This window comes from Pseudomonas cistanchae (genome assembly GCF_054483635.1).
The window spans coordinates 81404-107283 of record NZ_JBTLWN010000007.1; the positions used below are offsets into that span (position 1 = coordinate 81404).

The following is a 25880-nucleotide window of genomic DNA, read 5'->3' on the forward strand; positions in this document are numbered from 1 at the left end:
TCCTGATTTTTATAGGCATTGGGGAGCGCGCCCTGCGGCGCTGGTACAGAGCACAGCAAGGGCTAGGCCAGTAGCTGAAAAGCCTTACGCTAGAGCGGTTGAAGGGGCAAACAGAGGTGCCTGTGAAGGCCCGCTGTCACTCACGCGGGACAGCGGTGGGACAGTGTGTACCGTCGCCGATACAGGCCATGACTCATCGGTCACTTGCCGTTGCAAAGTCTGTCGGCCTGGCAGATGCTGTTTTGCCAACAGGCTGCCCGTGCGCTGCCGCCGACCGTCGAGGTGCCCATGAATCACGCCAGTCGTCATGCCAATCAGGTGCTCACCGTGGCCCAGGGGCGCTCGCCGGCTACGGGCCCTGCGGCCGACCCCTCGGTGGCGCGTTCCTGGTTACGTTGCCTGCAGCAATATCATCTGGACCCGGCGCAGGGGGCCGCGCCCACGGTGCTGGAGCACGCGCGCATGCTCGAACGTCGCGAGCAGCTGCAGCAGGTGCTGGAGATTTCCAGCAACGAGATGAACAGCCTACACCGTCAGCTGGCCGGCTCTGGCCATGCGGTGCTGCTGACCGATGCCCGCGGGGTGATCCTCAACTGCGTCACCGAGCAGGCGGAAAAGCGCACCTTCGAGCAGGCCGGCCTGTGGCTCGGTGCCGACTGGAGCGAGGCGTGCGAAGGCACCAACGGCATCGGCACCTGCCTGGTCGAACGCCAGGCCTTGACCATCCACCAGAACGAACACTTCCGCAGTCGCCACATCGGCCTGACCTGTTCGGCCAGCCCGGTGTTCGACCCCCACGGCGAGCTGCTGGCGGTGCTGGATGTGTCTTCGGCGCGGCATGACGTGTCGCGGCAGAGCCAGTTTCACACCATGGCCCTGGTCAATCTTTCAGCCAAACTCATCGAGGGTTGCCATTTTCTGCGCAGCTATGAAGGCGAGTGGCTGCTGCGCTTCCACGCCCAGGCTGAATACATTGGCCAGTTCAGCGAAGGCCTGCTGGCCTTCGACGGCGACGGGCGCATATGTGCGGTGAACCAGAGTGCGATCAATCTGCTCGGGCTGTCGCGTCGGCAGTTGCTCGGACGCACCTTGATCGAGGTATTCGACTGCAGTCTGGACGACCTGCTCAGTCGCGCCTCGCCGCAGCCGGCGGCCAGCTGGCCGTTGTACACGCAAAAGGGCCAGCCGCTGTTCGCCATGTTGCGCGGCCAGCCGCCACGCCGCGCCCTGGCCTCGGGCCCCACCACACCGACCACGCCTGGGCTGTGTCTGGCCGACCCCGGTTTGCAGAGTGATTTTCGCCGTGCCTTGCGGGTTTACGAACGCGACGTGCCGCTGCTGATCGGCGGCGAGACCGGCACCGGCAAGGAGGCCTTTGCCAAGGCCCTGCACCAGGTCAGTTCGCGCGGTGGCAAACCCTTTATCGCGCTGAACTGCGCGGCGATTCCCGAGAGCCTGATCGAGAGCGAACTGTTCGGTTATCGCGGCGGAAGCTTTACCGGTGCACGCAAGGACGGTATGCGCGGCAAGCTGCAGCAGGCCGACGGCGGTACGTTGTTTCTCGACGAGATCGGCGACATGCCGCTGGCGCTGCAGACCCGTCTGCTGCGGGTGCTGGAAGAGCGGCAGATCGAGCCCATCGGCGGCGAAGCCCAGGCCATTGACGTGCGAGTGATCAGCGCCAGCCATCGCGATCTCGCTCAGCGGGTGGCCAGCGGCGAGTTTCGCCAGGACCTGTTCTATCGCCTCAATGGCCTGGTGATCGAGCTGCCGCCGCTGCGTCAGCGCAGCGACAAGCTGGCGCTGCTGGATTTTCTGCTGACCGAAGAAGCTCGCGGTCAGGCCTTGCGCCTGGATGATCAGGCCCGCGAGGCGCTGCTGGCTTATTCCTGGCCGGGCAATGTGCGCCAGCTGCGCAACGTACTGCGCACCCTCTGCGCGCTGTGCGAGAACGGCGTGGTCAGCCACACCGAACTGCCCGCCGAGATCAGGCATGCGCGCCTTTCACCGGCCCTGATGCCCGCCGCCAAGGCCGATCAGTTGGGCGATGCCGAACGCCAGGCGCTGCTCGCCGTTCTGGAGGCGCAGCATTGGCAGATGAGCCGCAGCGCCGAGCAACTGGGCATCAGCCGCAACACCCTGTACCGCAAGCTCCGCAAACACGCGATCAAGCTGCGCTCAATGCCTTGAACGATGCCTGGTAAACCGTTTCTTTAGCCCTGCGCTCGCAGCGCCGCCAGACCTCTGCGGGGCTGCGGCGCTGTGCTAATCTGCGGCCAGTTTTTATCGCGCCTATTCCCAGGTTTTTCAGGACGCCTTCAAGGTAAATCATGCATATCCATATTCTCGGCATCTGCGGCACTTTTATGGGCTCGCTGGCCGTGCTGGCCAAGGAACTCGGCCACCGCGTGACCGGCTCCGACGCCAACGTTTACCCGCCCATGAGCACCCAGCTGCAAGCTCAGGGCATCGAACTGACCCAGGGCTATGACGCCGCCCAACTCGACCCGGCGCCGGATCTGGTGGTGGTCGGCAATGCCCTATCGCGCGGCAATCCGGCGGTGGAGTATGTGCTGAACAAGGGCCTGCCCTATGTCAGTGGCCCGCAGTGGCTGGCCGACCATGTGCTGCAGGGCCGTTGGGTCATGGCGGTGGCCGGCACCCACGGTAAGACCAGCAGTTCGAGCATGCTGGCCTGGGTGCTGGAACATGCCGGCATGAGCCCGGGCTTTCTGATTGGCGGTGTGCCGCAGAACTTCGGTATCTCCGCGCGTCTCGGTGGTACGCCGTTCTTTGTGGTCGAGGCCGATGAGTACGACAGCGCCTTCTTCGACAAACGCAGCAAGTTCGTCCACTACCGCCCGCGCACCGCGATCCTGAATAACCTGGAGTTCGATCACGCGGATATCTTCCCGGATCTGGCGGCCATCGAGCGGCAATTCCACCATCTGGTGCGCACCATTCCGGGCGACGGCCTGATCATTTATCCGACCACCGAGCCTGCGCTTAAGCGGGTGATCGAGATGGGCTGCTGGACCCCGGTACAGACCACCGGCGAGGGCGGCCAATGGCAGGCGCGTCTGCTTAGCGCCGACGGCTCGCGCTTCGAGGTGAGTTTCGAGGGCAAGGTTGCCGGCACCGTGGATTGGCAACTGACTGGCCAGCACAACGTGGCCAACGCCCTGGCGGTGCTGGCGGCGGCGCGGCATGTCGGCGTGGTGCCGGAGCTGGGTATCGCCGCACTGTGCAGCTTTATCAATGCTAAGCGGCGCATGGAAAAGGTCGCCGAAGTGAATGGCGTGACCATCTTCGACGACTTCGCCCACCACCCGACGGCGATTGCTACCACCCTGGATGGCCTGCGCAAGCGCATCGGCGACGCCAAATTGATCGCCATCGTCGAACCACGCTCCAACTCGATGAAGCTCGGCGCGCATCGCGATGGGCTGCCTGAATCCGTAGTGCAGGCTGACTCGGTGTACTGGTACGCACCGCCGAATCTCGGCTGGGACCTGGCCGGCACCGTGGCCACGTCGACCGTGCCGACCCAGGTTTGCGACTCTCTGGAAGCGATCATTGCCGGGGTCAAGGCCGAAGCCGCGCCGGGCACCCAGATCGTGGTGATGAGCAACGGCGGCTTTGGTGGCTTGCATGGCAAGCTGGCTGCGGCCCTGGAGGGGTAAATGTCCGGTCCTGAACGTATTACCTTGGCTATGACGGGAGCATCGGGAGCTCAGTACGGCCTACGCCTGCTCGATTGCCTGGTGCAGGAAGAGCGTGAGGTGCACTTTCTGATTTCCAAGGCCGCGCAGCTGGTGATGGCCACCGAAACCGATGTCAGCCTGCCGGCTAAACCGCAAGCGATGCAGGCGTTCTTGAGCGAGTACACCGGCGCCGCGCCGGGGCAGATTCGCGTATATGGCAAGGAAGACTGGATGGCCCCGGTGGCCTCCGGCTCTGGCGCCCCCTCGGCGATGGTGGTGGTGCCCTGCAGCACCGGCACGCTGTCGGCAATTGCCACCGGGGCCTGCAATAACCTGATCGAACGCGCTGCTGATGTCGCCTTGAAGGAGCGTCGTCAGCTGATTCTGGTACCGCGCGAGGCGCCGTTTTCCAGCATCCATCTGGAGAACATGCTCAAGCTTTCGAACCTCGGCGCGACCATTCTGCCGGCCTCGCCGGGCTTCTATCACCAGCCGCAGACCATCGATGACCTGATCGACTTCGTCGTCGCGCGGATCCTCAACTGCCTGGGCGTTCCCCAGGACATGCTGCCGCGCTGGGGCGAGCACCATCAGATCAGCCCCGATGACTGACCGGCCGGGCAAGCTATTACTGATGCTGCTGGCCCTGCAGCTCGGCGGCTGCGCCACGGCGCGCACCCTGGACGCGGCAAAACCAGGGGCGCCGGTGGTATACGCCGGCACTCGGCTTGACTGGTACGCGCTGAACGGCGGCTGTTGCCCGCTGGATCGCTTCGGCGCCGAAGCCCCGCGCTACGCGGGCCTCGATCTGCCTGCCAGTGCACTGCTGGACACGCTGTTGCTGCCGTTGTCGCTGGCCACCGCGCTGGGCGTGCAACTCGGTATCAGCGGCAGTCTCTAGCGCCGGCGCTTCATACCTTGCGGCTGGGCCATTGTTCCAGGTGTTCGACCCGCGCCGGCCGGCCATACAGATAGCCCTGAAATTTGCGGCAACCCAGGCTCAGCAGCGCCTCGTGCTGCTCGCGGGTTTCCACCCCCTCGGCGATCACCTGCAGGTTCAGGTTGCTGCCCAGCGCGACTATGGTGCGCACGATGGCGGCGTCGCTGGGCGCGATCAGCAGATCGCGGACGAAGGACTGATCGATCTTCAGGTAGTCCAGCGGCAGACGCTTGAGGTAACTGAGCGACGAATAGCCGGTGCCGAAATCGTCCAGCGAGAAGCACACGCCGCGCGCCTTGAGCTGGGTCATCTTGGCGATCATCGCCTCCACGTCCTCAATCAGTTGGCTTTCAGTCAGCTCCAGCTTCAGGCGCTGCGGGTTGGCGCCGGTTTCATCCAGGGCCGCCAGTACGTCGCCCACAAAGTCGGGGTGATGGAACTGGCGGGCGCTGACATTGATTGCCAGGTGCAGTTCGCGCATTTCCGCCACGTGCGCCCAGGCCACCAACTGCTGGCAGGCGGTGTAGAGGATCCAGCGCCCAAGAGGCAGGATTAGGCCGTTGCTTTCCGCCAGCGGGATGAATTGCGCAGGGGGCACTAGCCCGCGACGCGGGTGCTGCCAGCGCACCAGGGCTTCGGCGCCGAACAAGCGGCCCTGCTCGTCGACCTGCGGCTGGTAGTGCAGGGTGAAATGCCGCTCGCTGAGGCTCTGGCGCAAGTCGTTTTCAAGGTCCGCGCGGGCGCTGACCTGCGCCTGCATTTCCGGGTTGAAGAAGCGCAGCGTGTTGCGGCCGCTCGATTTGGCCTCGTACATGGCCAGGTCGGCGCGCTTGAGCAGCTCATCCACCGTGTTGTGGTCGTCGGAGAACAGCGCGACGCCGATGCTGGCGGTGCTGCTGTAGCTACGCTCGCCAAGGGCGTAAGGCACCGCGAGCGCCTGCAGGATCTTGCGGGTGACGCTTTCCAGCTGCTGAATGGCGGTGTCGTGATTCAGGCTCAGGTCTTCCAGCATCAGCACGAACTCATCGCCACCCAGGCGCGCCAGGGTGTCTTGTTCGCGCACGTGTTGGCGCAGACGCTGGGCCACCTGCTGCAGCAGGCGGTCGCCCATGTCGTGGCCAAGGGTATCGTTGAGGTCCTTGAAGTTGTCCAGGTCGATGAACAGCAGCGCGCCCTCCTTGCGGCTGCGCGTGCGCTGGGCCAGGGCGTGTTGCAGGCGATCGATCAGCAGACGGCGGTTCGGCAGGCCGGTCAGCGGGTCATAGAAGGCCAGCTGGTGGATCTGTTCGAGGTTGCGCTTGTGTTCGCTGATGTCTGTGGAGATGCCGCACAACGCGTAGATCCGGCCATCGGCGTGGCGCAACGGCAGTTTCACCGAGAGAAAGGTGTGCTCCTGGCCGTCTTCCTGGGCGCGGTTGATCTCTTCGGTTTCCACCCGCTCGCCAAGCCGGAGAACGCGCAGGTCGTTGTCATTCAGGTTGGCGGCGGTGGCGTCGTCGAAGAAATCCTTGTCGCTGCAGCCGACCACCTTCTCGAGTGGGCGACCGAACAGCTCGCAGACCTTGCGGTTGGCGTACTGATAATTGAGCTGCGGGTCCTTGATGTAGATGTAGGCTTCGACGCTGTCGAGAATGGTGTTCAGGCGCTGCTCGCTGGCCAGCAGATGGCGGGTCTGCCGGGCCACCTGACGGCGTAGCAGCAGGGCGCCGCCGATGGACGCCAGCAGCAGGCACAACAGGATTGCCAGGCCCCACCAGGCGGCCTGTGGAATGAAGACCCGGGGGCGTTCGCCGCCCCAGTTGTGCAGGGTGCGGTAGTAGAAGGAGGAGGGCGCGTCCTGCCACTTCAGCAGGTAGCGGTCGATGGTGCTCAACAGCGCCGCGTTCTGCCCTTCACGGGTCGCGTAGAACAGCTGGGTCGGTTGAAACATGATCGGCGTGGCGCGCAGTTGGAAGCGCGGCGCATGAAAGTCGCCAAAGCGCTGGTTGGTCACCACGGCATCGGCCTGATTGCTGGCGACCCACTCGAAACCCTCCTCCAGTCGCTGCATGGGGATCAGCTGCGCTTTCAGGCTGAAGCTTTCGAGCAGGCTTTTCATGTAGTCCTGCTGAATGGAGCCGGCCAGCACCACGATGCGCATGCCCTCCAGGTCGAGCACGGAGTTCAGGGCGACATCGTTGCGCCGGTACAGCTGCGACCAGCTGACCAGTGACGGCACCTTGTGAAAATCCAGCACGCGGTCGCGGGCGGGGTTGGGCGCAACATCAGGCAGCAGGTCGATTTCGCCGCGGGCGGTGCGCTCCAGGCAGTCCTGCCAGGCGCAGGGGACGATGATCAGGCGCCAGTTCTCCTGGCGAGCGATTTCACCGAGCAGGTCGCCGAAGATCCCCGACAGCTTGCCGTCCGCGTCGAGCATGATTTTCGGCGCGTTGTCGTACACGCCGACGCGAACCTCAGTGTGCTGGCCCATGGCCGCGGCCGAAAACATCAGCAGCATCAGCACGGCGGTAGGCAACCAGGCCGGCGACCGTGGCTTGATGGGCGCGGTGGAGCTGTATCCGGCAGCAGTAGACAAGATTCGCACCTGTACGTTGAGTCGGGGTCGGTGCACGCGTTCGAGGGCGGACTGACGCCCCGCGATCAATGTGCCCAGCCGCGATAGACGAAGGTCATGGGTTTGGGGCCTGGCAGGTAGCGGCTATCCAGTTCGCCAAGGACAAAGCCGCCCGCTTCGAGCACCCGGGGAATGTCACGGTTGAGGTGGCAGCCACCGGCCATTGGCTTCCACAGCGGGGTCAGACGGTTCTGCCAACGCACCACTGCGGCGTCCGGCGCCAGGCCATGCTCGCAGAACCACAGGCGCCCCTCCGGCTTCAGCACGCGGCGCATTTCCCTGAGCGCGGCCAGGGCGTCGGGAATGGTACACAGGGTGAACGTGCAGACGATGCTGTCGAAACTGGCGTCCCTGGCCTGAATCTGATTCAGCTCCAGGGCGATCATTTTCACTGGAATGCTGATCTGGGCGGCGCGGGACCTGGCCAGCTTCTGCATCTCGGCGCTGGGGTCGACGCCAACGATGGCGCTGACCTTGGCCGCATCGTAGAACGCCAGGTTGAGCCCGCTGCCGATGCCGATTTCCAGCACCCGGCCCTCGGCGCGGGGCACGATGGTGGCGCGGGCCTTCATCACGTCGCCCATGCCGCAGGCGAAATCAATCAGGCGTGGCAGGACATAGCGGTCATATAACGTCATGGGCGGCGTCGGCTTCGTCGTCGCTGTTATCCGCGCTGATGGCAGCAAAGCACTTGAGCCGATGGGTTTCGCCAGCTTCGCTGAGACTCCAGCTGTCGCTGGCGGCATCGAACTGCGCCGCCATCACCGTGGCAAAGGAGAACTGCCAGTGACGCCGGTCGCGCCCATCAATGCATTCGATGCTCAGCAGTACCTGGGTCTGGCTGCTGGCGCTGGCCGAGCCGGAGCTGACCTGGGCCAGCAGCTCCTTGTCGAGTGTGAACTGCCAGGCGTGCAGGTCGTTTATTTCAAGCATGTCAGCCGCTTCAAGGGCTTCGATCAGACTGCTGTGAGGTGTGCTCATGGTGGTCTCGTAAGGAAAGGAGGCTTTAACGGCCCAGGCGGCGCAACTGATCGGACTCGATGACGCGCACGCCATCTTCCTCCTCCAGCGCCAGGCGCCACAGTGCGCGGGCGAGCACGGTGGCTTCGATGCCGCGGTATTTGCCCGGCAGCCAGCGCATCAGCGGCGCGGCAAGGCGTTCACCAAGGCGGAATTCGCTCCGCGGGCCGAGCAGCAGCGAGGGGCGGACGAGGGTCAGTTGCGGCCAGTCCATGGCTTTCAGGGCGTTTTCCATTTCCCCCTTGACCCGGTTGTAGAACACCGAGGACGTGGCGTCGGCGCCCAGGGCACTGATCACCAGCAGGTGACGTGCGCCGAGGGCGCGGGCGCGTTCGGCGAATGCCAGCACCAGGTCGTGGTCGACGGCCCGGAAGGCCTCCTGCGAGCCGGCCTGCTTGATCGTGGTGCCAAGGCAGCAGAACGCGGTGTGGACCTGGCCGCTCAATTGCGACAGCAGTCCCAGCAGTTCGCCGACCGGATTTTCCAGATGCGGGTGTTCCGCCAGCGGTCGGCGACTGGGTGCGAGCACGCGGGCAACCGTGGGCTCGTTGAGCAGGCGATCCAGCAGGTGTTCGCCAGTCAGACCGGAGGCACCTGCGAGAAGGATGTGCTGGGGCGTTAGATACATACGTGTGGGGTCTCCGCTGATGTGTTCAGCTTAGTGGCTGGCCGCCGGTTTGTCGGGGTTGGTCTGCGCCGTCGCCGCCTGTTGAGCGCGCAGCCTGTCCCATTGCTTCAGCACAGCTGGCGGAGCCCAGAGTTGCGGCTCCGAGGCTTCAAATCCGTCTGCCTCTTCTCGTTTGGCCACGGCTTGCTTGGCCAGTTCAAATGCGCGTTGCAGGTCGTCGGTCTGGCTGAGGGCTTCCGCGAACAGCGCGCGGCCAAAGTAGGTGAAGTCGTTTTCCTCCGAGCAGCCGAACGACACGCGGTCGGCGCGGGCGGCAGTCATGATCAGGGTGTTGTCGTCTTTCAGAGGCGGGATGAAACCGCCGGAATAACAGGCCGAGATCACCAGCACTTTGCGCCGCGCCTGCAGCGGTTTGAGCAGGGCTGCCAGTTCGCTGGCGGGTAGGTCGTTCAACTGCAGGCGCGGCTGATCGAGATTGAGTTCGTGGCTGCTCGACCCGTGGCTGGTCAGATAGATGAAGATCAGATCCTCCGGCCCGCTGCGCTCGGCCAATGCCTGGACGGCGCGCGACAGGCTCTCGCGCGTTGCCAGAGGGCGGTCCGCCAGGTGATCGCGGTGGTTGACCAGGGTCAGGCTGCCGTGGGCGGCGAAGCGTTCGTCGAGCAGCGTGGCGACGTAATCGGCTTCGCGCATGAACACGCTCTGCTTGCCGTCGCCGGCCAGGGTCAGGGCATAGAGTTCGATGGCGGGCGTCGAGGCGGGTATCGCGGCCAGTGCGTCATCGAGCAGGCGACCCTGTTCCAGCAGGCCGTGCTCCAGCGGATCGGGCAGCGCCTGCTGCTCGGCATCGCGTATGCGCTGGCCGGCGAGCCAGGTGCCGGCCTGCCGGGTGCCGTCGGCCAGGGTCAGCACGCCCTGACCGGCATACTCGCCGTCAGCGAACTCGCCCACATAGACGCTGCCGTCGGCCAGGTTCAGGTGGCCCTTGCCGTGGTACACCCAGCCGACGAACTGGCCGCTGTACTGAACGCCGTCAGCACCCTTGAAAAGGCCTTCGCCACTCAGCCTGCCTTCGCGGAACGTGCCGCTCCAGACATCGCCGCCTGCGCTCTGGTAACGCCCCTTGCCGTGAAACTGGCCATCCCGAAAGTCGCCCGAGTAGAGGTCGCCGTCAGCCCCGACGTAGCTGCCCGGCCCCTTCAACTGCCCCTTGCTGAATTCGCCGGTCATCTGATCGCCATAAGCATCGCGGCTGACGCCCTGGCCGTGTGGCTGGCCTTTGCTGAACTGGCCCTGGTGGCTGCTGCCATCGGCCCTCTCCAGTTTGCCGGCGCCATGGAATAGGTCGTTCTTGAACTGACCGCGGTAAACCAGCTCGCCGTGGGTGAACACGCCTTCGCCCGCGAATTTGCCATTTTTGAAACCGCCTTCATAGCGGCCGCCATTGCGGTATTCCAGGGTGCCCTGGCCAAGGAATTCGCCGTTCTGGAAGTCGCCTTCATAGCGGCCGTGGCGGTCCTGCCATTCGCCCACACCGTGCATGCGTCCATCCTTGAACTCGCCGGTGTAACCGCTGCCGTCCGGGTAATCGAGGCTGCCTTGGCCCTGGAGTAGGCCATCGACGATCTCACCACGGTATTTGCCGCCATCCGGCAGCGTGGCATCGGCGGGTAGCAACGAAGGGGCGTCACCGCAGGCGACGAGGAGCAAGGCCAGACTGAGGGGTGCCAGGGTGGCGAGGCAGCGCATGACGGAGATCCAGGCAAGGAGGTCGGCAGAGTATGTCCTAAACGCGCTGCCGCGCGGTGCGCCAGTACGCAGAGACGATGGGTACGCAGAGCAATGCAAAACGGGGCGTCGATCGCGAGATCGAGCGCCCCGTTTGCGGGTCAGGCGGTTATACGAAGCAGAGCGTCAGGGGCTCGGCGATGTAGGCCGGTTTTTCCTGGCCTTCGATTTCGAGCACGGCGCGGGCTTTGAGGAGCCACTGGCCTGGGTTTTTCTCGATGGCGGAGACCAGCGTCACGACCAGGCGAACCTTGGAGCCAACCTTGACCGGCTGGATGAAACGCACGCTGTCGAGGCCGTAGTTGACGGCCATCTTCATGCCCTTGGGCATGATCATGATGCCTTCCATCAGCATCGGCACCAGCGACAACGACAAAAAACCGTGGGCGATGGTGGTACCGAAAGGGGTCAGCTTGGCTTTTTCTGGATCGACGTGGATGAACTGGTGGTCGCCGGTGCATTCGGCAAACTGGTTGATACGTTCCTGGTCGATGGTCAACCAGTCGGAACGTCCAAGTTCCTTGCCTACATAATCGTTGAGTTCTGTCGCGGGTACTAAGGGCATAGTCACTCCTTGAGGAGACGGGTTTTGTTGTTTTTGTCGGTAAAACCGCTCTGGCGCTAGATCATCATGGGCGAGTGCGTCGGGTCAAGCGCTTCGCGCGATGCTGAATGGCAGGTTATAGCGCAGCGCGTTGGCGGCCTATAATGACGGCGATTGGTCCGGCCGCCGGCTTGGCCCACCCCATGCGCGCTTCGGCGTGCCGTTACGCCTGCGTCACCCGATTCGGAGACTTCCCCCATGCTGTTACGCGGCCTGTCCTGGCTGGTGCTGTGCCAATTGCTCGGCACCGCGCTGAATGTCCTGTTGTTGCCGATGCTGCCGGGCCCGATCATCGGCATGTTGCTGCTGTTTTGTTTTCTGCTGCTGCGCGGCGAGGTCGGCGAGCCGCTGCACCTGGCCTCGAGCAGCCTGCTCAAGTACCTGCCGTTGCTGCTGGTCCCGCCGGCCGTGGGCGTAATGGCGTATGCCGGCGCGATAGCCGCGGATTTCTGGGCGGTGGTTGGCGCATTGGTGCTCTCGTTGATGCTCTCGGTGATGTTCGCCGGCTGGATGATGCAGAAACTGATCGAGCGCCAGCAGCGCCGTCGGGAGGACGTATGAGTCCGGACTGGTACGGCGCCTGGCAGGCCGTTACGCACCATCCGCTGTTCGGCGCGGGCGTCACCCTGGGCGCTTACCAACTGGCCATCGCCGCTTACGAGAGAACCCGCTGGGTGTTTCTGCAGCCGGTGCTGGTGTCGATGCTGCTGGTAATCGCGGTGCTGCTGCTGTGCGGCCTGAGCTTCGCCGAGTACAAGGTCAGCGCCGAAGCCCTGACGCTATTCCTCGGCCCGACCACGGTGGCGCTGGCGGTGCCGCTGTTTCTCAACCTGCGGCGGATTCGCCAGTTGTTCTGGCCCACCGTGTTGACGCTGCTGGTCGCCGGTAGCGTGGCCACGGTGCTGGGCGTTGCGCTGGCGTGGTGGTTTGGTGCCGAGCACATCATGCTGATGAGCATGGCGCCGAAATCGGTTACCTCGCCGATCGCGATGCTGGTGGCCAGCCAGATCGGTGGCATCGCCGCCCTCGCGGCGGTGTTCGTGATGATTACCGGAGTTATCGGCGCGATTATCGGTCCATCTCTCTTGAAGCTGTGCGGCGTGCGTCATCACGCAGCGATGGGCATGGCGCTGGGCATGACCGCGCACGCCGTCGGCACCTCGCGGGCCATGCAGGAAAGCGAGGAGTGCGGCGCGTTTGCCGCACTGGCGATGAGCCTGATGGGCATGGTCACAGCGGTGTTGTTGCCGCTGGCGATTATTTTTCTGGCATGAGGATGGATTGATGAATCTGCCGCTGTTCCCACTCAACACCGTACTGTTTCCCGGCTGCGCGCTGGATCTGCAGATATTCGAGGCGCGCTACCTGGACATGATTGGCCGGTGCATGAAGCAGGGCGAAGGGTTTGGCGTGGTGTGCATCGTCGAGGGCGAGGAAACCGGCGAAGCAGCCGAGCGATTCGCCGCGATCGGCTGTGAGGCGCGCATCTGCGACTTTCAGCAGCGCCCCAATGGTTTGCTCGGCATTCGCGTCGAGGGCGGACGGCGCTTCAGGGTGCAGCATGCGCAGGTGCTGCCGGATCGTCTGACGATGGCGGATGTGCACTGGCTGGACGAGCCGGCCGAACAGCCGCTCGATGCCGAGCATCAGGACCTCGTCGCCCTGCGCCATGCCCTGGCTGCGCACCCGATGGTAGCTGCGCTGGGCATGGACGATGAGGTCAGCGGCCAGTCGGCCCTGGCCAACCAGCTGGCATACCTGCTGCCGCTGGAGCCAGAGCAGAAGGTGCAACTGCTGGCGCTCGAATCGCCCCAGGAGCGGCTCGGCGTATTGCAGCAGTTGCTCGATCAGCTACAGGGCGAACTGAACGCCTAACCCTGGGTGCGGTACATCAGCATGCCTTCGGAAAGCTGCCAGGTGGCAATCGCACCAAGCACGCCCAGGCAGGCGGGCAACAGTAACCACCAGACCCTCGCCGACAGCGGCTGGAGTGGTGTTCGCCACTCCAGCAGCGCCAGGCTCAGTGCGCACAGGGTGCAGGCCAGCAGCGCGCCCGCGATGATGTCGCTCGGCCAGTGCACGCCTAGGTAGACCCGCGACAACGCGATTGCCGCCGCAGGCAGGCAGGCCACCAGTAGCCAGGTCAGACGAAGGCGCGATGGCTGACCGCGTCCGGCCAACACCCCGAGCACCAGAAAGAATGCGAACGCCGCGGAGCTGTGGCCGCTGGGAAAGCTGAAACTGCCAAGCGGCTCTAACAGGACCTCGGGTCGATTCCGGGCGAACAACGCCTTCAGCGTGCCGTTGGCGAGCGCAGTACCCAGCAATGTAGTGCCTGCGAACAAGGCGGCGCGCCACTGTTTCACGGCCAGCAGCAGGAGCGTGAGGAGCACTCCGACCACGACCTGGGTGCGAAAGTCGCCGAGGCGCGTGGTCAGTACCATCAGGGTGTCGAAACTGGCGCTGCGCTGGGCTTGCAGAACCGTGAGCAGACCTTCGTCGAGGGGGATCAGCCGAGGCCAGCCGATAAACAGGCCAATCAGCAGCGCCAGACTCAGCCCTGCGGCAAGCAGGCTGGTGTGGCGGTGCTGGCGCATGCTGCTGTTCACGCTGACCCCAACCAGCAGGGCAATCGCGCCAGCCAGGATCGCCGCCTGAGGCCAGAAACCTTCCGGCAGCGGCATGCGCAGCGCCGCGCCGGTCGCCCAGCCTGGCAGCATGTAAGCAATCGCCCAACCGGCAGCCGCGATCATGCTGACCACGATAAAGCGCCCCAGCGGCATGTTCAGCATGCCCGCCACCATCGGCAACATGGGCCTTAGCGGGCCGATGTAGCGTCCGACCAGCAGGCTGGCGACGCCGTAGCGCTGAAAGTAACTCTCCGCGCCGGCCAGCCACTCCGGGTGGTGGCGCAGGCCAGGCAGGCGGCGGATGTCCTGGTGAAAGTAGCGCCCCAGGGTGTAGGACAAGGCGTCGCCCAGCAGCCCGCCGAAGTAGGCCAGCGCCAGGGTTTCCCACAGCGTCAGCGCGCCGCTGCCGGCCAGCACGGCAACGGCGAACAGCAGAACGGTGCCGGGGACGATGATCCCGGCAATGGCCAGGCACTCGATGCAGGCGATCACGAAAATCGAGATGCCGAGCCATTGTGGATTGGCGGTGAGCCAGGTGGTCAAACTGGCGATCCACTCGCTCATGGAAGCTCTCCTTGCGGGTTTATCAGATGAAAGTCGCAGCCTTCGACCTGCCCACGGCGCAGTGGGTTGCGCGTGCAGTGGCGGCTGTAGGCGGCATCGACAAAACGATACGGCAGGTGTTCATCGCGCCCCAGGGGGATGCCCAGGCGGCGGGTTTGCACGATCTGCTCGGGCTGGACGCCTACGTCGTCGACAAAGAAACGTTGCGGGTCGAACCGTCGGGCGTCCCACTCCGGCACTTTCAGGCCAAGGGCTTTGCACAACAGCGTCTGCCCGCCGCAGAGTTTTTTCAGGGAGCGCGGGCGGCTTTGTGCATCCGGGCTGTTTGCGTGCATGCGGGCCAGGCTGGCCGCTCCCGATTGTGCGTCCAGCCAGGGATAGGCCGCTTTGATCAGCACGGAATTGCCGGGGCCCTGGGCGCTGAAGTTGAGCGAGTCCCCGCCGCGGGCGTAGTACATGTAGATGTGTCCGCCGTCGAGAAACAGGGCCTTGCGCTTTTCGGTGTAGCCCAGCGAGGCATGGCTGCCTTTCTCGTCGCGGTAGTAGGCTTCGGTCTCGATGATCCGTGCGCTCAACCAGAGGTCGCCCTGGCGGTGACGCAGCACCTTGGCCAGCAACTCGCGGGCGACCAGTTGCGCGTCGCGGTCGAAAAAGGCGTCGTTGAGCGGTCGGGCGCCCGGCCAGGGCAACTCGGGGGAAGATGGGTCGTGCATGCGCCTTCACAGGTTGTGCCGGAAAGTGCGCGAATCATAGCAACAAGATTCTTAAGCACAGCTTAAAAAGGGCGGATTAAAGCGGTGCTCACGGCGCGGCACGCTGGTGATGCATCTGGCTGTTTACCATCCGCCGGGCACTGCTGGGCGTGAGGCCGCGCGACCGGTATACTCAGCGACTTTTTCCAGCCGCCAGACCCCGCTGCCATGACTGAGTCCGTGCTCGACTATATGACCCGCCTGGGACAGGCCGCCCGCCAGGCTTCCCGCGTGATCGCCCGCGCCAGCAGCGGGCAGAAGAACCGTGCCTTGCTGGCTGCTGCCGCTGCTCTGGATGCTGCCCGCAGCGAGCTGGGCGCGGCCAACGAACTGGATCTGGCCGCTGGCCGCGCCAATGGCCTGGAGCCGGCATTGCTTGATCGCCTGGCGCTGACGCCCGCGCGGATCGACGGCATGATCGAGGGATTGCGCCAGGTTGCGGGCTTGCCCGATCCGGTTGGCGCGATGCGCGACATGAGTTTTCGGCCGTCGGGTATTCAGGTCGGCAAGATGCGCGTGCCCCTGGGCGTCATCGGCATCATCTACGAGTCGCGGCCGAACGTGACCATTGATGCCGCCAGTCTGTGCCTGAAGTCGGGCAACGCTACCATCCTGCGCGGCGGCTCCGAAGCCATTCATTCCAACCAGGCGATTGCCGCCTGTATCCAGCGTGGCCTGGCTGAAGCCGGCTTGCCCGCTGCGGTCGTGCAGGTGGTGGAGACCACCGACCGCGCGGCCGTTGGCGCCTTGATCAGCATGCCGGACTTCGTCGACGTGATAGTGCCGCGCGGTGGCAAGGGTCTGATCGAACGCATCAGCCGCGACGCGCGGGTGCCGGTGATCAAGCACCTGGACGGCATCTGCCACGTTTATGTCGATGCCCATGCGGACCTGGACAAGGCGCGCAGCATCGCCTTCAACGCCAAGACCTACCGCTACGGCATCTGCGGCGCGATGGAGACCCTGCTGGTCGATCAGGCGATAGCCGCCGAGTTTCTGCCCGCCATGGCCGCACAGCTGCGCGAGAAAGGCGTCGAGCTGCGCGGTTGCGAGCGTACCCGCGCGATCATCGACGCGGCGCCGGCGAGTGAAGAGGACTGGCACACCGAGTACCTGGCGGCGATTCTGTCGATCCGGGTAGTCGACGGGCTGGATCAGGCCATCGAACACATCAACCACTACGGCTCCCACCACACCGACTCGATCGTCACCGAGCACCAGGGGCAGGCCCGGCGTTTTCTCGCCGAGGTCGATTCCAGCTCGGTGATGCTCAACGCCCCGACCTGCTTTGCCGACGGTTTCGAGTATGGCCTGGGCGCCGAGATCGGCATTTCCACCGACAAGCTGCACGCCCGTGGGCCGGTTGGCCTGGAAGGGCTGACCTGCGAGAAATATGTGGTGATCGGCGACGGTCAACTGCGCGGGCAGAATGGCTAAGCGCATCGGCATATTGGGCGGGACCTTCGACCCGGTGCACATCGGTCATTTGCGCAGCGCCCTGGAAGTCGCCGAATTCATGCTGCTCGACGAAGTGCGCCTGATTCCCAACGCGCGCCCGCCCCATCGCAGCGCCCCGCAGGTCAGCGCGGCCGATCGCCTGGCGATGGTCGAGCAGGCGGTCACCGGTGTGTCGTTGTTGCGCCTGGATGACCGCGAACTGCAGCGCGACATGCCGTCCTACAGCATCGACACCCTGGAGTCGCTGCGCGGCGAGTTGGCCGATGACGATCAGCTGTTTCTGCTGCTGGGTTGGGATGCCTTTTGTGGGTTGCCGAGCTGGCATCGTTGGGAAGAGTTGCTGCGCCATAGCCATATCCTGGTGCTGCAGCGTCCCGATGCGGACAGCGAAGCGCCGGAGGCGCTGCGCAACCTGCTAGCGGCACGTACGGTGAGTGACCCCTTGGCGCTGGAAGGGCCAGGTGGGCAGATTTCCTTTATCTGGCAGACGCCCCTGGCGGTTTCTGCCACCCAGATCCGCGCATTGCTGGCGCGCGGAAAGTCGGTGCGCTTTCTGGTGCCCGACGCGGTCCTGGCCTATATCAATGCGCACGGGCTGTACCGTGCGTCGAACTGAACACGAGGCAAACGAGTTACTTATGACAAACGCAAAAATGCTCAGCGAAGACCTGGTCAAATTGGCCACCGCTGCCCTGGAAGAGATCAAGGCGCAGGACATCACCACCATTGATGTGCGCGGCAAGACCAGCATCACCGACTTCATGCTGATCGCCAGTGGCACCTCCAGCCGTCACGTCAAGTCGCTGGTCGACAACGTGCTGGAGAAGGTCAAGGAGCAGGGCGTGCGCCCGATCGGTACCGAAGGCATGGACACCGGCGAGTGGGCACTGCTTGATCTCGGCGACATCGTTGTGCACGTGATGCTGCCGACCGCACGCCAGTTCTATGACCTTGAGCGGCTGTGGCAGGGCGCCGAGCAATCGCGCGCGCAGTTCAGTTCGGAACCGGGCCCGGAGCAGGCTTAAGGGCTGCAGCGGTGCGTATCCGACTGATCGCCGTGGGCTCGCGGATGCCGCGTTGGGTGGAAGATGGCTGGCAGGAATATGCCAAGCGCATGCCGCCCGAGCTGGCGCTGGAACTGGTGGAAATCCCATTGACGACTCGCGGCAAGAACGCCGACGTGACGCGGATGATCCGTCAGGAAGGCGAAGCCATGCTGGCAAAGGTTCAGCCGGGCGAGCGCATCGTCACCCTGGAAGTGCAGGGGCGGCCCTGGAGCACCGAACAGCTGGCCGCAGAGCTGGAAAAGTGGCGCCTGGATGCGCGTACCGTCAACCTCATGGTCGGCGGCCCGGAAGGTCTGGCGCCGGAGGTGCAAGCACGCAGCGAACAGCGCTGGTCGTTGTCGCCATTGACCTTGCCGCACCCGCTGGTGCGGATCGTGATCGGCGAACAGATGTACCGGGCCTGGACGGTGTTGTCCGGTCACCCGTACCACAAATAATCAGCAGATAATCAGCAGTAGCCGATGCCTCAGCCCATACGCCTGAAAGACCACGAGAAGGACGCCCGCTTGATTCGCAAGCGCGTGGTGTTCGGCGCGTTGCTGTTCATGCTGCTGACCGGCGTGCTGGTGGCGCGGATGTACTACCTGCAGGTGGTGCAGTACGAATATCACTCGACGCTTTCGGAAAACAACCGCGTCCATATTCAGCCGATTCCGCCCAACCGCGGGCTGATCTTCGACCGCAACGGCGTGATCATTGCCGACAACCGGCCAAGCTTTAGCCTGACGCTGACGCGCGAGCGCGCGGGTGAGTGGCGCGAGGTGCTGGATGTGATCGTCGAGGTGCTCGAACTGAGCGCCGATGACCGTGCCCTGTTCGAAAAGCGCGTGCGTCAGGGACGGCGGCCATTCGAGCCGGTGCCGGTGCTGTTCGAACTCAGCGAAGAGCAAATTGCGCGCATCGCCATCAATCAGTTCCGTCTGCCCGGTGTCGAGGTGGTCGCGCAACTGGTGCGGCATTACCCGCTCGGCGAGCATTTCGCCCACTCGGTGGGCTATGTCGGGCGGATCAACGAGAAGGAACTGACCAAGCTCGACCCCGTGGCCTACAGCGGTACCCACCATATCGGCAAGACCGGCATCGAGCGTTTCTACGAAGACCAGCTGCACGGCGAAGTGGGCTACGAGGAAGTGGAGACCAATGCCCGCGGCCGGGTGTTGCGCGTGCTCAAGCGCACCGACCCGCTGCCGGGCAAGGACATCGTGCTGACCCTCGACGTGCGCCTGCAAAAGGCCGCCGAGGAAGCGCTGGGCGGCCGTCGCGGCGCACTGGTAGCGATTCAGCCGAGCACCGGCGAAGTGTTGGCGATGGTCAGTCAGCCGAGCTTCGACCCCAACCCGTTCGTGACCGGTATCGGCTTTGAGGCCTACGCAGCGCTGCGCGACTCCATCGACCGACCGTTGTACAACCGCATACTGCGTGGCCTGTATCCGCCGGGTTCGACCATCAAACCGATGATGGCCGTGGCGGGGTTGGATGCCGGGGTGATCACGCCCACGTCGCGGGTCTTTGACCCGGGCTTCTATCAACTGGCCAACCACAGCCACAAGTACCGCAACTGGAACCGCAGCGGGGACGGCTGGGTCAGCCTGGAGCTGGCGATTGCGCGTTCCAACGACACCTATTTCTACGACCTTGCGCACAAGCTCGGCATCGACCGCATGCACCAGTACATGACCGCGTTCGGCCTTGGCCAACGCGTATCGCTGGACATGTTCGAGGAAACCGCAGGGCTCATGCCATCGCGGGACTGGAAGCGCGCGCGCTATCGCCAGGCCTGGTACCCGGGGGAAACCGTGATCCTTGGCATCGGACAGGGCTACATGCAAACCACCCCGCTGCAGCTGGCCCAGGCCACTGCGCTGATGGCCAGCGAAGGCAAGTGGATTCGCCCGCACCTGGCGAAAAGCATCGAAGGCCGCAAGCCGGTGGACAGCGACCCGCCGGCCGACATCGTGTTGCGCGATCCGGCGTTCTGGGATCATGCCCGTCGCGGCATGGAAGAAGTCATGCACGGTGCGCGCGGCACCGCGCGCAAGGTCGGCGACACCGCGGCGTATCGGATTGCCGGTAAAAGCGGCACGGCGCAGGTGGTGGCGATCAAGCAGGGCGAAAAGTACGACCGCAGCAAGGTGCAGGAGCGCCATCGCGACCATGCGTTGTTCGTGGCCTTTGCGCCCGCGGAAAACCCCCAGATCGCCGTCGCGGTGATGGTGGAAAACGGCGAATCCGGCTCGGGCGTGGCCGCGCCGGTGGTCAAGCAGGTCATGGATGCCTGGCTGCTCGATGAAAATGGCCAGTTGAAGGCCGAGTTCGCGCCGCCCGTCAGTACAGAGGTCAGCTTAGGTGAACAGTAATTTCGACCGTAACCTGTCGACCGACGATTTGCTCAAGCGGCGCTCGACGCTGCTGCAGCGGGTGCATATCGATGGCATTCTGCTGGTGCTGTTGTTGGTGTTGGCCGCCGGTAGCCTGTTCATCCTGTATTCGGCCAGCGGCAAGAACATCGACTTGCTGACCAAGCAAGCCAGCTCGTTCGCCATCGGCATGGTCGGCATGCTGGTCATTGCCCAGTTCGACCCGCGCTTCATGGCGCGCTGGGTGCCGCTGGGTTACCTGGGCGGCGTCGCCTTGCTGATCGTGGTGGACGTCATGGGCCACAACGCGATGGGCGCCACCCGCTGGATCAACATTCCGGGGGTGATTCGCTTCCAGCCTTCAGAATTTATGAAGATCCTCATGCCGGCGACCATCGCCTGGTACCTGTCCAAACGCAGCCTGCCGCCGCGCTTCAAACATGTGTGCGTCAGCATGGCGCTGATCATAGTGCCGTTCGCGCTGATTCTGGTGCAGCCTGACCTGGGTACCTCGCTGCTGATCATCACCTCCGGTGCCTTCGTGCTGTTCATCGCCGGCCTGCAGTGGCGCTGGATTCTCGGGGCGATCGCCGCGGTGGTGCCCGTGGCGGTCGGCATGTGGTTTTTCGTCATGCACCAGTATCAGAAGCAGCGCGTGCTGACGTTCCTCAACCCGGAAAGCGATCCGCTCGGCAGCGGCTGGAATATCATCCAATCGAAAGCAGCCATTGGCTCGGGCGGCGTGTTCGGCAAAGGGTGGTTGCTCGGCACCCAGTCGCACCTGGATTTTTTGCCGGAAAGCCACACGGACTTTATCATCGCGGTGCTGGCCGAAGAGTTCGGTCTGGTGGGCGTCTGTTTGTTACTGCTGGTTTACCTGCTGTTGATCGCACGCGGTTTGGTGATTACCGTGCAAGCGCAGACGCTGTTCGGTAAGCTTCTCGCCGGCGCGCTCACCATGACGTTCTTCGTCTACGTCTTCGTCAATATCGGCATGGTCAGTGGGCTGTTGCCGGTGGTGGGAGTCCCACTGCCGTTCATCAGCTATGGCGGTACGTCGCTGATCACGCTGCTCGCAGGGTTTGGCATTTTGATGTCGATCCACACGCATCGGAAGTGGATGACACAGGGTTAATTGGGTTATGAATTCAATGCAGGTATTGCGTGGCTGGGCCGCTCGACAAGCATCTTGGCTAGGTCTGGCCAGCGTTTTCGCCGCGGTCCAACCGGCGCTCGCGGCCGATTACGACCAGGCTCCACAGGTAGCGGAATTTATCGCTGAAATGACCCGCGACTACGGCTTTGCCAGTGAACAGCTGGTCGACGTCTTCGCCCAGGCCGAACGCAAGCAAGCCATCCTCGACGCGATTTCCCGCCCCGCCGAGAAGGTCAAGCAATGGAAGGACTATCGGCCGATCTTCATCACCGATGCGCGCGTCGCCGGTGGGGTCAAGTTCTGGCAGGAGCATGAGGCCGCATTGGCCCGCGCCGAAGCCGAATACGGTGTGCCGCCGCAGGTCATAGTCGCGATCATCGGCGTGGAAACCTCCTATGGCGGCAATACCGGCAGCTACCGGGTGGTCGATGCCCTGTCGACCCTGGCGTTCGATTACCCGCCACGCGCGCCATTCTTTCGCAAGGAGCTGCGCGAGTTTCTGATGCTGGCCCGCGAAGAGCAGGTCGATCCGCTTACCCTGAAGGGCTCCTATGCCGGCGCCATGGGCTTGCCGCAGTTCATGCCGAGCAGCTTTCGCGCCTACGCCGTGGATTTCGACGGCGACGGCCACATCAACATCTGGACCAATCCGGTGGATGCCATCGGCAGTGTCGCCAGTTACTTCAAGCGTCATGGCTGGCAGCCCGGCGAGCCGGTGGTCAGCTCCGCCAACGTAACCGGCGCACAGGCCGAGCAGGGCCTCACCGTTGGGCTCGACCCGGTCAAGAATGTCGGTGAGCTGCGCAGCCTGGGCTGGGTCAGCAACGATCCGCTGCGTGAAGACCTGCCCGTCACGGCGTTTCGTCTCGAAGGTGCCGAAGGCCGCGAACATTGGCTAGGCTTACCGAACTTCTTTGTCATCACCCGCTACAACCGCAGCGTGATGTACGCCATGGCCGTCAACCAACTGGCCGAGCTGCTGGTCGATGCGCGAGGTACTCTTTGATGCCTGGTTTGCCGTTCAAACTCGCCGCCTGTGGCGCCCTGGCCTTGGTGCTTGCCAGTTGCTCGTCGACGCGCGCGCCGCAGCCCGTCGCACCCGTGCAGGCGGGCGGCGCGATTTCCGGGCCAGGCGATTTCAATCGGCCGCACCGCGACGGCGCGCCCTGGTGGGACGTCGATGTCTCGCGTATTCCGGACGCTGTGCCGATGCCGCATTACGGGAAGGTCAAGGCCAGCCCCTACACCGTGTTTGGCAAGCAGTATTACCCGATCCCGGATGCTCGCCGTTACCAGGCGGTCGGTCCGGCGTCCTGGTATGGCACCAAGTTCCATGGCCAGGCGACCGCCAACGGCGAGACCTATGACCTCTACGGCATGACGGCGGCACACAAGACCTTGCCGCTGCCGAGCTACGTCAAGGTGACCAACCTTGAAAATGGCAAGAGTGCGATCCTGCGGGTCAACGACCGTGGCCCGTTCTATTCCAACCGGATCATCGACCTGTCCTTCGCCGCAGCGAAGAAACTCGGCTATGCCGAAAGCGGCACGGCGCGGGTCAAGGTAGAAGGCATCGACCCGCACGAGTGGTGGGCACAGCAGGGCCGTCCGGTGCCGATGGTGCTGGCCGCCCCGCAGCAAGTCGCGCAGGTGAAAGCCGAGCCGGCACCCGCGGCCCAGCCGTTCGAGCAATACTCACCGCCCCCGAAGCAGCATGCCGCCGCGGTGGTGCCCGTGCAGATCGACGCAAAAAAAAACGATTCAATCGGAGCCTCTGGCCTGTATCTCCAAGTGGGAGCCTTCGCCAATCCGGACGCTGCGGAGCTGCTCAAGGCCAAGCTGAGCGAGTCGGTAACTGCGCCGGTGTTCATCAGCTCAGTGATACGCGACCAGCAAATCCTGCACCGGGTTCGCCTGGGACCGCTGGGCAGCCGAACCGAGGCTGAGCAGTTGCGCGACAGCCTGCGCGTGGCCAACCTCGGCCAATCGACCGTGGTAAGTGCCGACTGACCGGCACTTCTCGGCGTGCCACATGACTAAGCACCAACCGTAGCCGGCGTAGGGTTCGCTGCTCGGCACCTGACTTGCCCTCCGGGGCCTGTTGATCACCCAACCATTCAGAGAGACGGATGAATATCACCAGTTTTGCGCAACGCGTTTTCCTTTCGCTTTTCCTGCTCAACGCACCGGTCGTCCTGGCCAATCAGCAAGCGATTCCTTCTGCACCGCAGTTGGCCGCCAAATCATACGTCTTGCTGGATGCCGCTACCGGCAAGGTGCTGGTGGAGAACAACGGTGACCAGCGCCTGCCGCCGGCCAGCCTGACCAAGCTGATGACCGCGTACATCGCCACCCTGGAAATTCGCAAGGGCAAGATCGGCGAGCAGGACCTGGTGCCGATCAGCGAGCACGCCTGGCGCACCGGTGGCGCCGCCTCCGGCGGCTCGACCATGTTCCTGCCGCTGAACAGTCAGGCCACCGTGGACGACCTGCTGCACGGTGTGATCATCCAGTCCGGCAACGACGCCAGCATCGCCCTGGCCGAGTACATCGCCGGCAGCGAAGATGCCTTCGCCGACATGATGAACGAAACCGCTGCGCGTCTGGGCATGAGCAATAGCCACTTCATGAACTCCACCGGTTTGCCGCATCCCGAGCACTACTCCAGCGCTCACGATATGGCCATCCTGGCTCGTGCGATCATCAACGAAGACCAGGAACACTATGCGATCTACGCGCAGAAGGAGTTCCTCTGGAACAACATCAAGCAGGGCAACCGCAACCTGCTGCTGTGGCGCGACAAGACCGTTGACGGCCTGAAGACCGGCCATACCGAAGAGGCGGGTTACTGCCTGGTCGCCTCGGCGGTACGTGACGGCGCACGGATGATCACTTCTGTATTCGGTACCGTCAGCGAGCAGGCCCGTGCTGCGGAGACCCAGAAGCTGTTGACCTATGGCTTCCGTTTCTTCGAAACCCGCACTTTCTACCAGCAGGGCCAGGAACTGGCTCAGGCGCAGGTGTGGAAAGGCACCGTAGCTCAGGTCAAGGCCGGTCTGGCCAAGGACCTGAGCCTGACCCTGCCGAAGGGCCAACTGGAAAAGCTGCAAGCGACGATGGTTCTCAACCCGCAGCTCACAGCTCCGATCGCTCAAGGTGATGTGATCGGCAAAGTTGAAGTGAAGCTGGCGGATGAGGTGGTGCACAGTGCCGACCTGATCGCCCTGGAAGCCGTCGAGGAAGGTAGTTTCTTCCGCCGGGTGTGGGACAGCATCCGCCTGTTCTTCTTCGGCTTGTTCAACTGATTTCGTGACAGGCACGCCTCTGCCGACCTGCAGGGGCGTGTTGTTGCCACGGCTTACGAGGCCGTTTTGCCATGAGTCAAACCGACGTCAATTCGCACAAGATCGAATTTCCCTGCGCCGACTACCCGATCAAGGTGGTCGGTGATAGCGGTGTCAATTACCGGGACACGGTGATCGAAATCCTCAGCAAATATGCCAAGGTCGATCTCACCACGCTGGCCGAGCGGCAGAGCCGCAATGGCAAGTACACCACCGTGCAGTTGCACATCGAGGCAACCGGTGAAGACCAGTTGCGCGATATCAACAGCGCCTTGCGCGCCACGGGCATCGTGCACATGGTGCTCTGATGGGCCTGCCGCTCGGTTTTCGCGAGCTGGGCCAGGTTGACTACGAGCCGACCTGGCACGCCATGCAGCGCTTTACCGATACGCGTGATGCGCAGACCGCTGACGAGATCTGGCTGCTCGAACACTCCCCCGTATTTACCCAGGGCCAGGCCGGCAAAGCCGAACACCTGTTGTTTCCCGGTGACATTCCGGTGGTGCAGGTCGACCGCGGCGGCCAGGTGACCTACCACGGTCCCGGCCAGTTGGTGGCCTACTTGCTGCTGGATGTTCGGCGTAGCGGCATCGGCGTGCGCGAGCTGGTCAGCCGAATCGAGCGCAGCCTGATCGACTTGCTTGCCAGCTACGGCGTCAGCGCCAATGCCAAGCCGGATGCCCCCGGGGTGTATGTGGATGGGGCGAAAATTGCCTCGCTGGGGTTACGTATTCGCAATGGCCGTTCTTTCCATGGCCTGGCGCTGAACGTGGACATGGACCTGCAGCCCTTCAAGCGCATCAACCCGTGCGGTTATGCCGGCATGGCAATGACCCAACTGGCCGATCAGGTGGGCGGTCAGATCGATATTTCCGAGGTCAGCGCGCGCCTGCGTGAACAGTTGGTAAAGCATCTCGACTATCCGCAGCAACAAACTCTGGCAGGCGCAATAGCCTGCTAGGCACGATGCCCGGGCATGGCATGGGCATGACACTGCTTGCTGCGGTCGCAGTGGGTAGGGTGCGCCGTGCGCACCACGTCAGCGGCAGCACCAATGTAGGTATTGGTGCCCACAGCGCACCCTACGAACTGCTAGGTCAACTGTGATCGGTAGTGTGCGCTGCGCGCATCAGAGGCCTATGGTGAGACCGATGTTGGAACTGGTGTTGGTGCGCATGGCGCACCCTACCAAGCTAGATCGGGCGGGCAGAAACAAAAGTGCCTGACCTGACCTCAGCGTAGGTCAGGAATAGG

General features: G+C 63.8%; 26 protein-coding genes. 18 read left to right on the top strand and 8 right to left on the bottom strand.

Annotated features, from left to right (window positions below; genetic code table 11):
* The first annotated feature begins 288 nt into the window (after nucleotides 1-288).
* The 4 genes from ACX0MV_RS18470 to ACX0MV_RS18485 all read left to right on the top strand — a co-directional run bounded on the left by ACX0MV_RS18470 (nucleotide 289) and on the right by ACX0MV_RS18485 (nucleotide 4605).
* Complete coding sequence (locus ACX0MV_RS18470) at nucleotides 289-2190, top strand: sigma-54-dependent Fis family transcriptional regulator (protein ID WP_458983962.1); 1902 nt, start codon at nucleotides 289-291, stop codon at nucleotides 2188-2190.
* A 140-nt stretch (nucleotides 2191-2330) separates the two neighbouring features.
* Nucleotides 2331-3683, top strand: a complete 1353-nt coding sequence (gene mpl, locus ACX0MV_RS18475) for a UDP-N-acetylmuramate:L-alanyl-gamma-D-glutamyl-meso-diaminopimelate ligase (protein ID WP_458983963.1) — start codon at nucleotides 2331-2333, stop codon at nucleotides 3681-3683.
* A complete protein-coding gene (gene ubiX, locus ACX0MV_RS18480) occupies nucleotides 3684-4316 on the top strand; it encodes a flavin prenyltransferase UbiX (protein ID WP_458983964.1) in 633 nt (210 codons plus the stop codon). It begins immediately after the preceding gene.
* Entirely contained in the window at nucleotides 4309-4605 is a 297-nt protein-coding gene (locus ACX0MV_RS18485) for a YceK/YidQ family lipoprotein (protein ID WP_458983965.1), read from the top strand. Before ubiX ends, ACX0MV_RS18485 begins: the two co-directional genes overlap by 8 nt.
* 10 nt (nucleotides 4606-4615) lie before the next feature.
* Here the strand turns inward: ACX0MV_RS18485 and ACX0MV_RS18490 are convergent, their stop codons facing one another.
* From ACX0MV_RS18490 to ACX0MV_RS18515, 6 genes are all read right to left on the bottom strand, one after another.
* Nucleotides 4616-7219, bottom strand: coding sequence for an EAL domain-containing protein (locus tag ACX0MV_RS18490; protein ID WP_458983966.1), 2604 nt, complete (start codon nucleotides 7217-7219; stop codon nucleotides 4616-4618).
* Between the two features lie 65 nt (nucleotides 7220-7284).
* The gene (locus ACX0MV_RS18495) at nucleotides 7285-7896 is read right to left on the bottom strand and encodes a class I SAM-dependent methyltransferase (protein WP_458983967.1); all 612 of its coding nucleotides are present in this window, start codon (nucleotides 7894-7896) and stop codon (nucleotides 7285-7287) included.
* A complete protein-coding gene (locus tag ACX0MV_RS18500) occupies nucleotides 7883-8239 on the bottom strand; it encodes a DUF5629 family protein (protein ID WP_458983968.1) in 357 nt (118 codons plus the stop codon). Before ACX0MV_RS18500 ends, ACX0MV_RS18495 begins: the two co-directional genes overlap by 14 nt.
* A 25-nt stretch (nucleotides 8240-8264) precedes the next feature.
* On the bottom strand, nucleotides 8265-8906 hold the full coding sequence (locus tag ACX0MV_RS18505; RefSeq protein ID WP_458983969.1) for an oxidoreductase: 642 nt from the start codon (nucleotides 8904-8906) through the stop codon (nucleotides 8265-8267).
* Between the two features lie 30 nt (nucleotides 8907-8936).
* Nucleotides 8937-10655 (bottom strand): C13 family peptidase, encoded by a 1719-nt coding sequence (locus ACX0MV_RS18510; protein WP_458983970.1) that lies wholly within the window; start codon nucleotides 10653-10655, stop codon nucleotides 8937-8939.
* Nucleotides 10656-10803: 148 nt separating this feature from the next.
* Nucleotides 10804-11259, bottom strand: a complete 456-nt coding sequence (locus ACX0MV_RS18515) for a MaoC family dehydratase (protein ID WP_458983971.1) — start codon at nucleotides 11257-11259, stop codon at nucleotides 10804-10806.
* 237 nt (nucleotides 11260-11496) lie between these two features.
* On the opposite strand from ACX0MV_RS18515, the gene ACX0MV_RS18520 reads away from it, so the two are divergent.
* The 3 genes from ACX0MV_RS18520 to ACX0MV_RS18530 are packed head-to-tail and all read left to right on the top strand — an operon-like array spanning nucleotide 11497 to nucleotide 13173.
* Nucleotides 11497-11859, top strand: a complete 363-nt coding sequence (locus tag ACX0MV_RS18520) for a CidA/LrgA family protein (RefSeq protein WP_458983972.1) — start codon at nucleotides 11497-11499, stop codon at nucleotides 11857-11859.
* Nucleotides 11856-12572 carry an LrgB family protein gene (locus tag ACX0MV_RS18525; protein WP_458983973.1) on the top strand — a complete coding sequence of 239 codons (717 nt, stop codon included), beginning with the start codon at nucleotides 11856-11858 and terminating at the stop codon, nucleotides 12570-12572. The genes ACX0MV_RS18520 and ACX0MV_RS18525 overlap by 4 nt, the downstream gene beginning before the upstream one ends.
* A gap of 10 nt (nucleotides 12573-12582) precedes the next feature.
* On the top strand, nucleotides 12583-13173 hold the full coding sequence (locus tag ACX0MV_RS18530; RefSeq protein ID WP_458983974.1) for an LON peptidase substrate-binding domain-containing protein: 591 nt from the start codon (nucleotides 12583-12585) through the stop codon (nucleotides 13171-13173).
* On the opposite strand, the gene ACX0MV_RS18535 is transcribed toward ACX0MV_RS18530, so the two are convergent.
* Nucleotides 13170-14492: a bifunctional DedA family/phosphatase PAP2 family protein gene (locus tag ACX0MV_RS18535; protein ID WP_458983975.1), complete on the bottom strand. Its 1323-nt coding sequence runs from the start codon at nucleotides 14490-14492 to the stop codon at nucleotides 13170-13172. The genes ACX0MV_RS18530 and ACX0MV_RS18535 overlap by 4 nt on opposite strands.
* Nucleotides 14489-15205 carry a DNA-3-methyladenine glycosylase gene (locus tag ACX0MV_RS18540; protein WP_458983976.1) on the bottom strand — a complete coding sequence of 239 codons (717 nt, stop codon included), beginning with the start codon at nucleotides 15203-15205 and terminating at the stop codon, nucleotides 14489-14491. Before ACX0MV_RS18540 ends, ACX0MV_RS18535 begins: the two co-directional genes overlap by 4 nt.
* 207 nt (nucleotides 15206-15412) lie before the next feature.
* On the opposite strand from ACX0MV_RS18540, the gene ACX0MV_RS18545 reads away from it, so the two are divergent.
* The 11 genes from ACX0MV_RS18545 to lipB all read left to right on the top strand — a co-directional run bounded on the left by ACX0MV_RS18545 (nucleotide 15413) and on the right by lipB (nucleotide 25587).
* Nucleotides 15413-16681 carry a glutamate-5-semialdehyde dehydrogenase gene (locus ACX0MV_RS18545; RefSeq protein WP_458983977.1) on the top strand — a complete coding sequence of 423 codons (1269 nt, stop codon included), beginning with the start codon at nucleotides 15413-15415 and terminating at the stop codon, nucleotides 16679-16681.
* On the top strand, nucleotides 16674-17318 hold the full coding sequence (gene nadD, locus ACX0MV_RS18550) for a nicotinate-nucleotide adenylyltransferase (protein WP_458983978.1): 645 nt from the start codon (nucleotides 16674-16676) through the stop codon (nucleotides 17316-17318). The genes ACX0MV_RS18545 and nadD overlap by 8 nt, the downstream gene beginning before the upstream one ends.
* A gap of 37 nt (nucleotides 17319-17355) precedes the next feature.
* On the top strand, nucleotides 17356-17727 hold the full coding sequence (rsfS, locus tag ACX0MV_RS18555) for a ribosome silencing factor (RefSeq protein WP_458984221.1): 372 nt from the start codon (nucleotides 17356-17358) through the stop codon (nucleotides 17725-17727).
* Between the two features lie 11 nt (nucleotides 17728-17738).
* Nucleotides 17739-18206, top strand: coding sequence for a 23S rRNA (pseudouridine(1915)-N(3))-methyltransferase RlmH (gene rlmH, locus ACX0MV_RS18560; RefSeq protein WP_458983979.1), 468 nt, complete (start codon nucleotides 17739-17741; stop codon nucleotides 18204-18206).
* Nucleotides 18207-18230: 24 nt separating this feature from the next.
* Nucleotides 18231-20126, top strand: coding sequence for a penicillin-binding protein 2 (gene mrdA / locus ACX0MV_RS18565; RefSeq protein WP_458983980.1), 1896 nt, complete (start codon nucleotides 18231-18233; stop codon nucleotides 20124-20126).
* Nucleotides 20116-21261 carry a rod shape-determining protein RodA gene (gene rodA, locus ACX0MV_RS18570; RefSeq protein ID WP_458983981.1) on the top strand — a complete coding sequence of 382 codons (1146 nt, stop codon included), beginning with the start codon at nucleotides 20116-20118 and terminating at the stop codon, nucleotides 21259-21261. Before mrdA ends, rodA begins: the two co-directional genes overlap by 11 nt.
* A 16-nt stretch (nucleotides 21262-21277) precedes the next feature.
* Nucleotides 21278-22288, top strand: a complete 1011-nt coding sequence (mltB, locus tag ACX0MV_RS18575) for a lytic murein transglycosylase B (protein ID WP_458984222.1) — start codon at nucleotides 21278-21280, stop codon at nucleotides 22286-22288.
* Nucleotides 22288-23292, top strand: coding sequence for a septal ring lytic transglycosylase RlpA family protein (locus tag ACX0MV_RS18580; protein WP_458983982.1), 1005 nt, complete (start codon nucleotides 22288-22290; stop codon nucleotides 23290-23292). Before mltB ends, ACX0MV_RS18580 begins: the two co-directional genes overlap by 1 nt.
* A 119-nt stretch (nucleotides 23293-23411) precedes the next feature.
* Nucleotides 23412-24587 carry a D-alanyl-D-alanine carboxypeptidase family protein gene (locus ACX0MV_RS18585; RefSeq protein WP_458983983.1) on the top strand — a complete coding sequence of 392 codons (1176 nt, stop codon included), beginning with the start codon at nucleotides 23412-23414 and terminating at the stop codon, nucleotides 24585-24587.
* 71 nt (nucleotides 24588-24658) lie between these two features.
* Nucleotides 24659-24934, top strand: a complete 276-nt coding sequence (locus ACX0MV_RS18590; protein WP_458983984.1) for a DUF493 domain-containing protein — start codon at nucleotides 24659-24661, stop codon at nucleotides 24932-24934.
* A complete protein-coding gene (gene lipB / locus ACX0MV_RS18595) occupies nucleotides 24934-25587 on the top strand; it encodes a lipoyl(octanoyl) transferase LipB (RefSeq protein ID WP_458983985.1) in 654 nt (217 codons plus the stop codon). The genes ACX0MV_RS18590 and lipB overlap by 1 nt, the downstream gene beginning before the upstream one ends.
* Nucleotides 25588-25880: the final 293 nt, after the last annotated feature.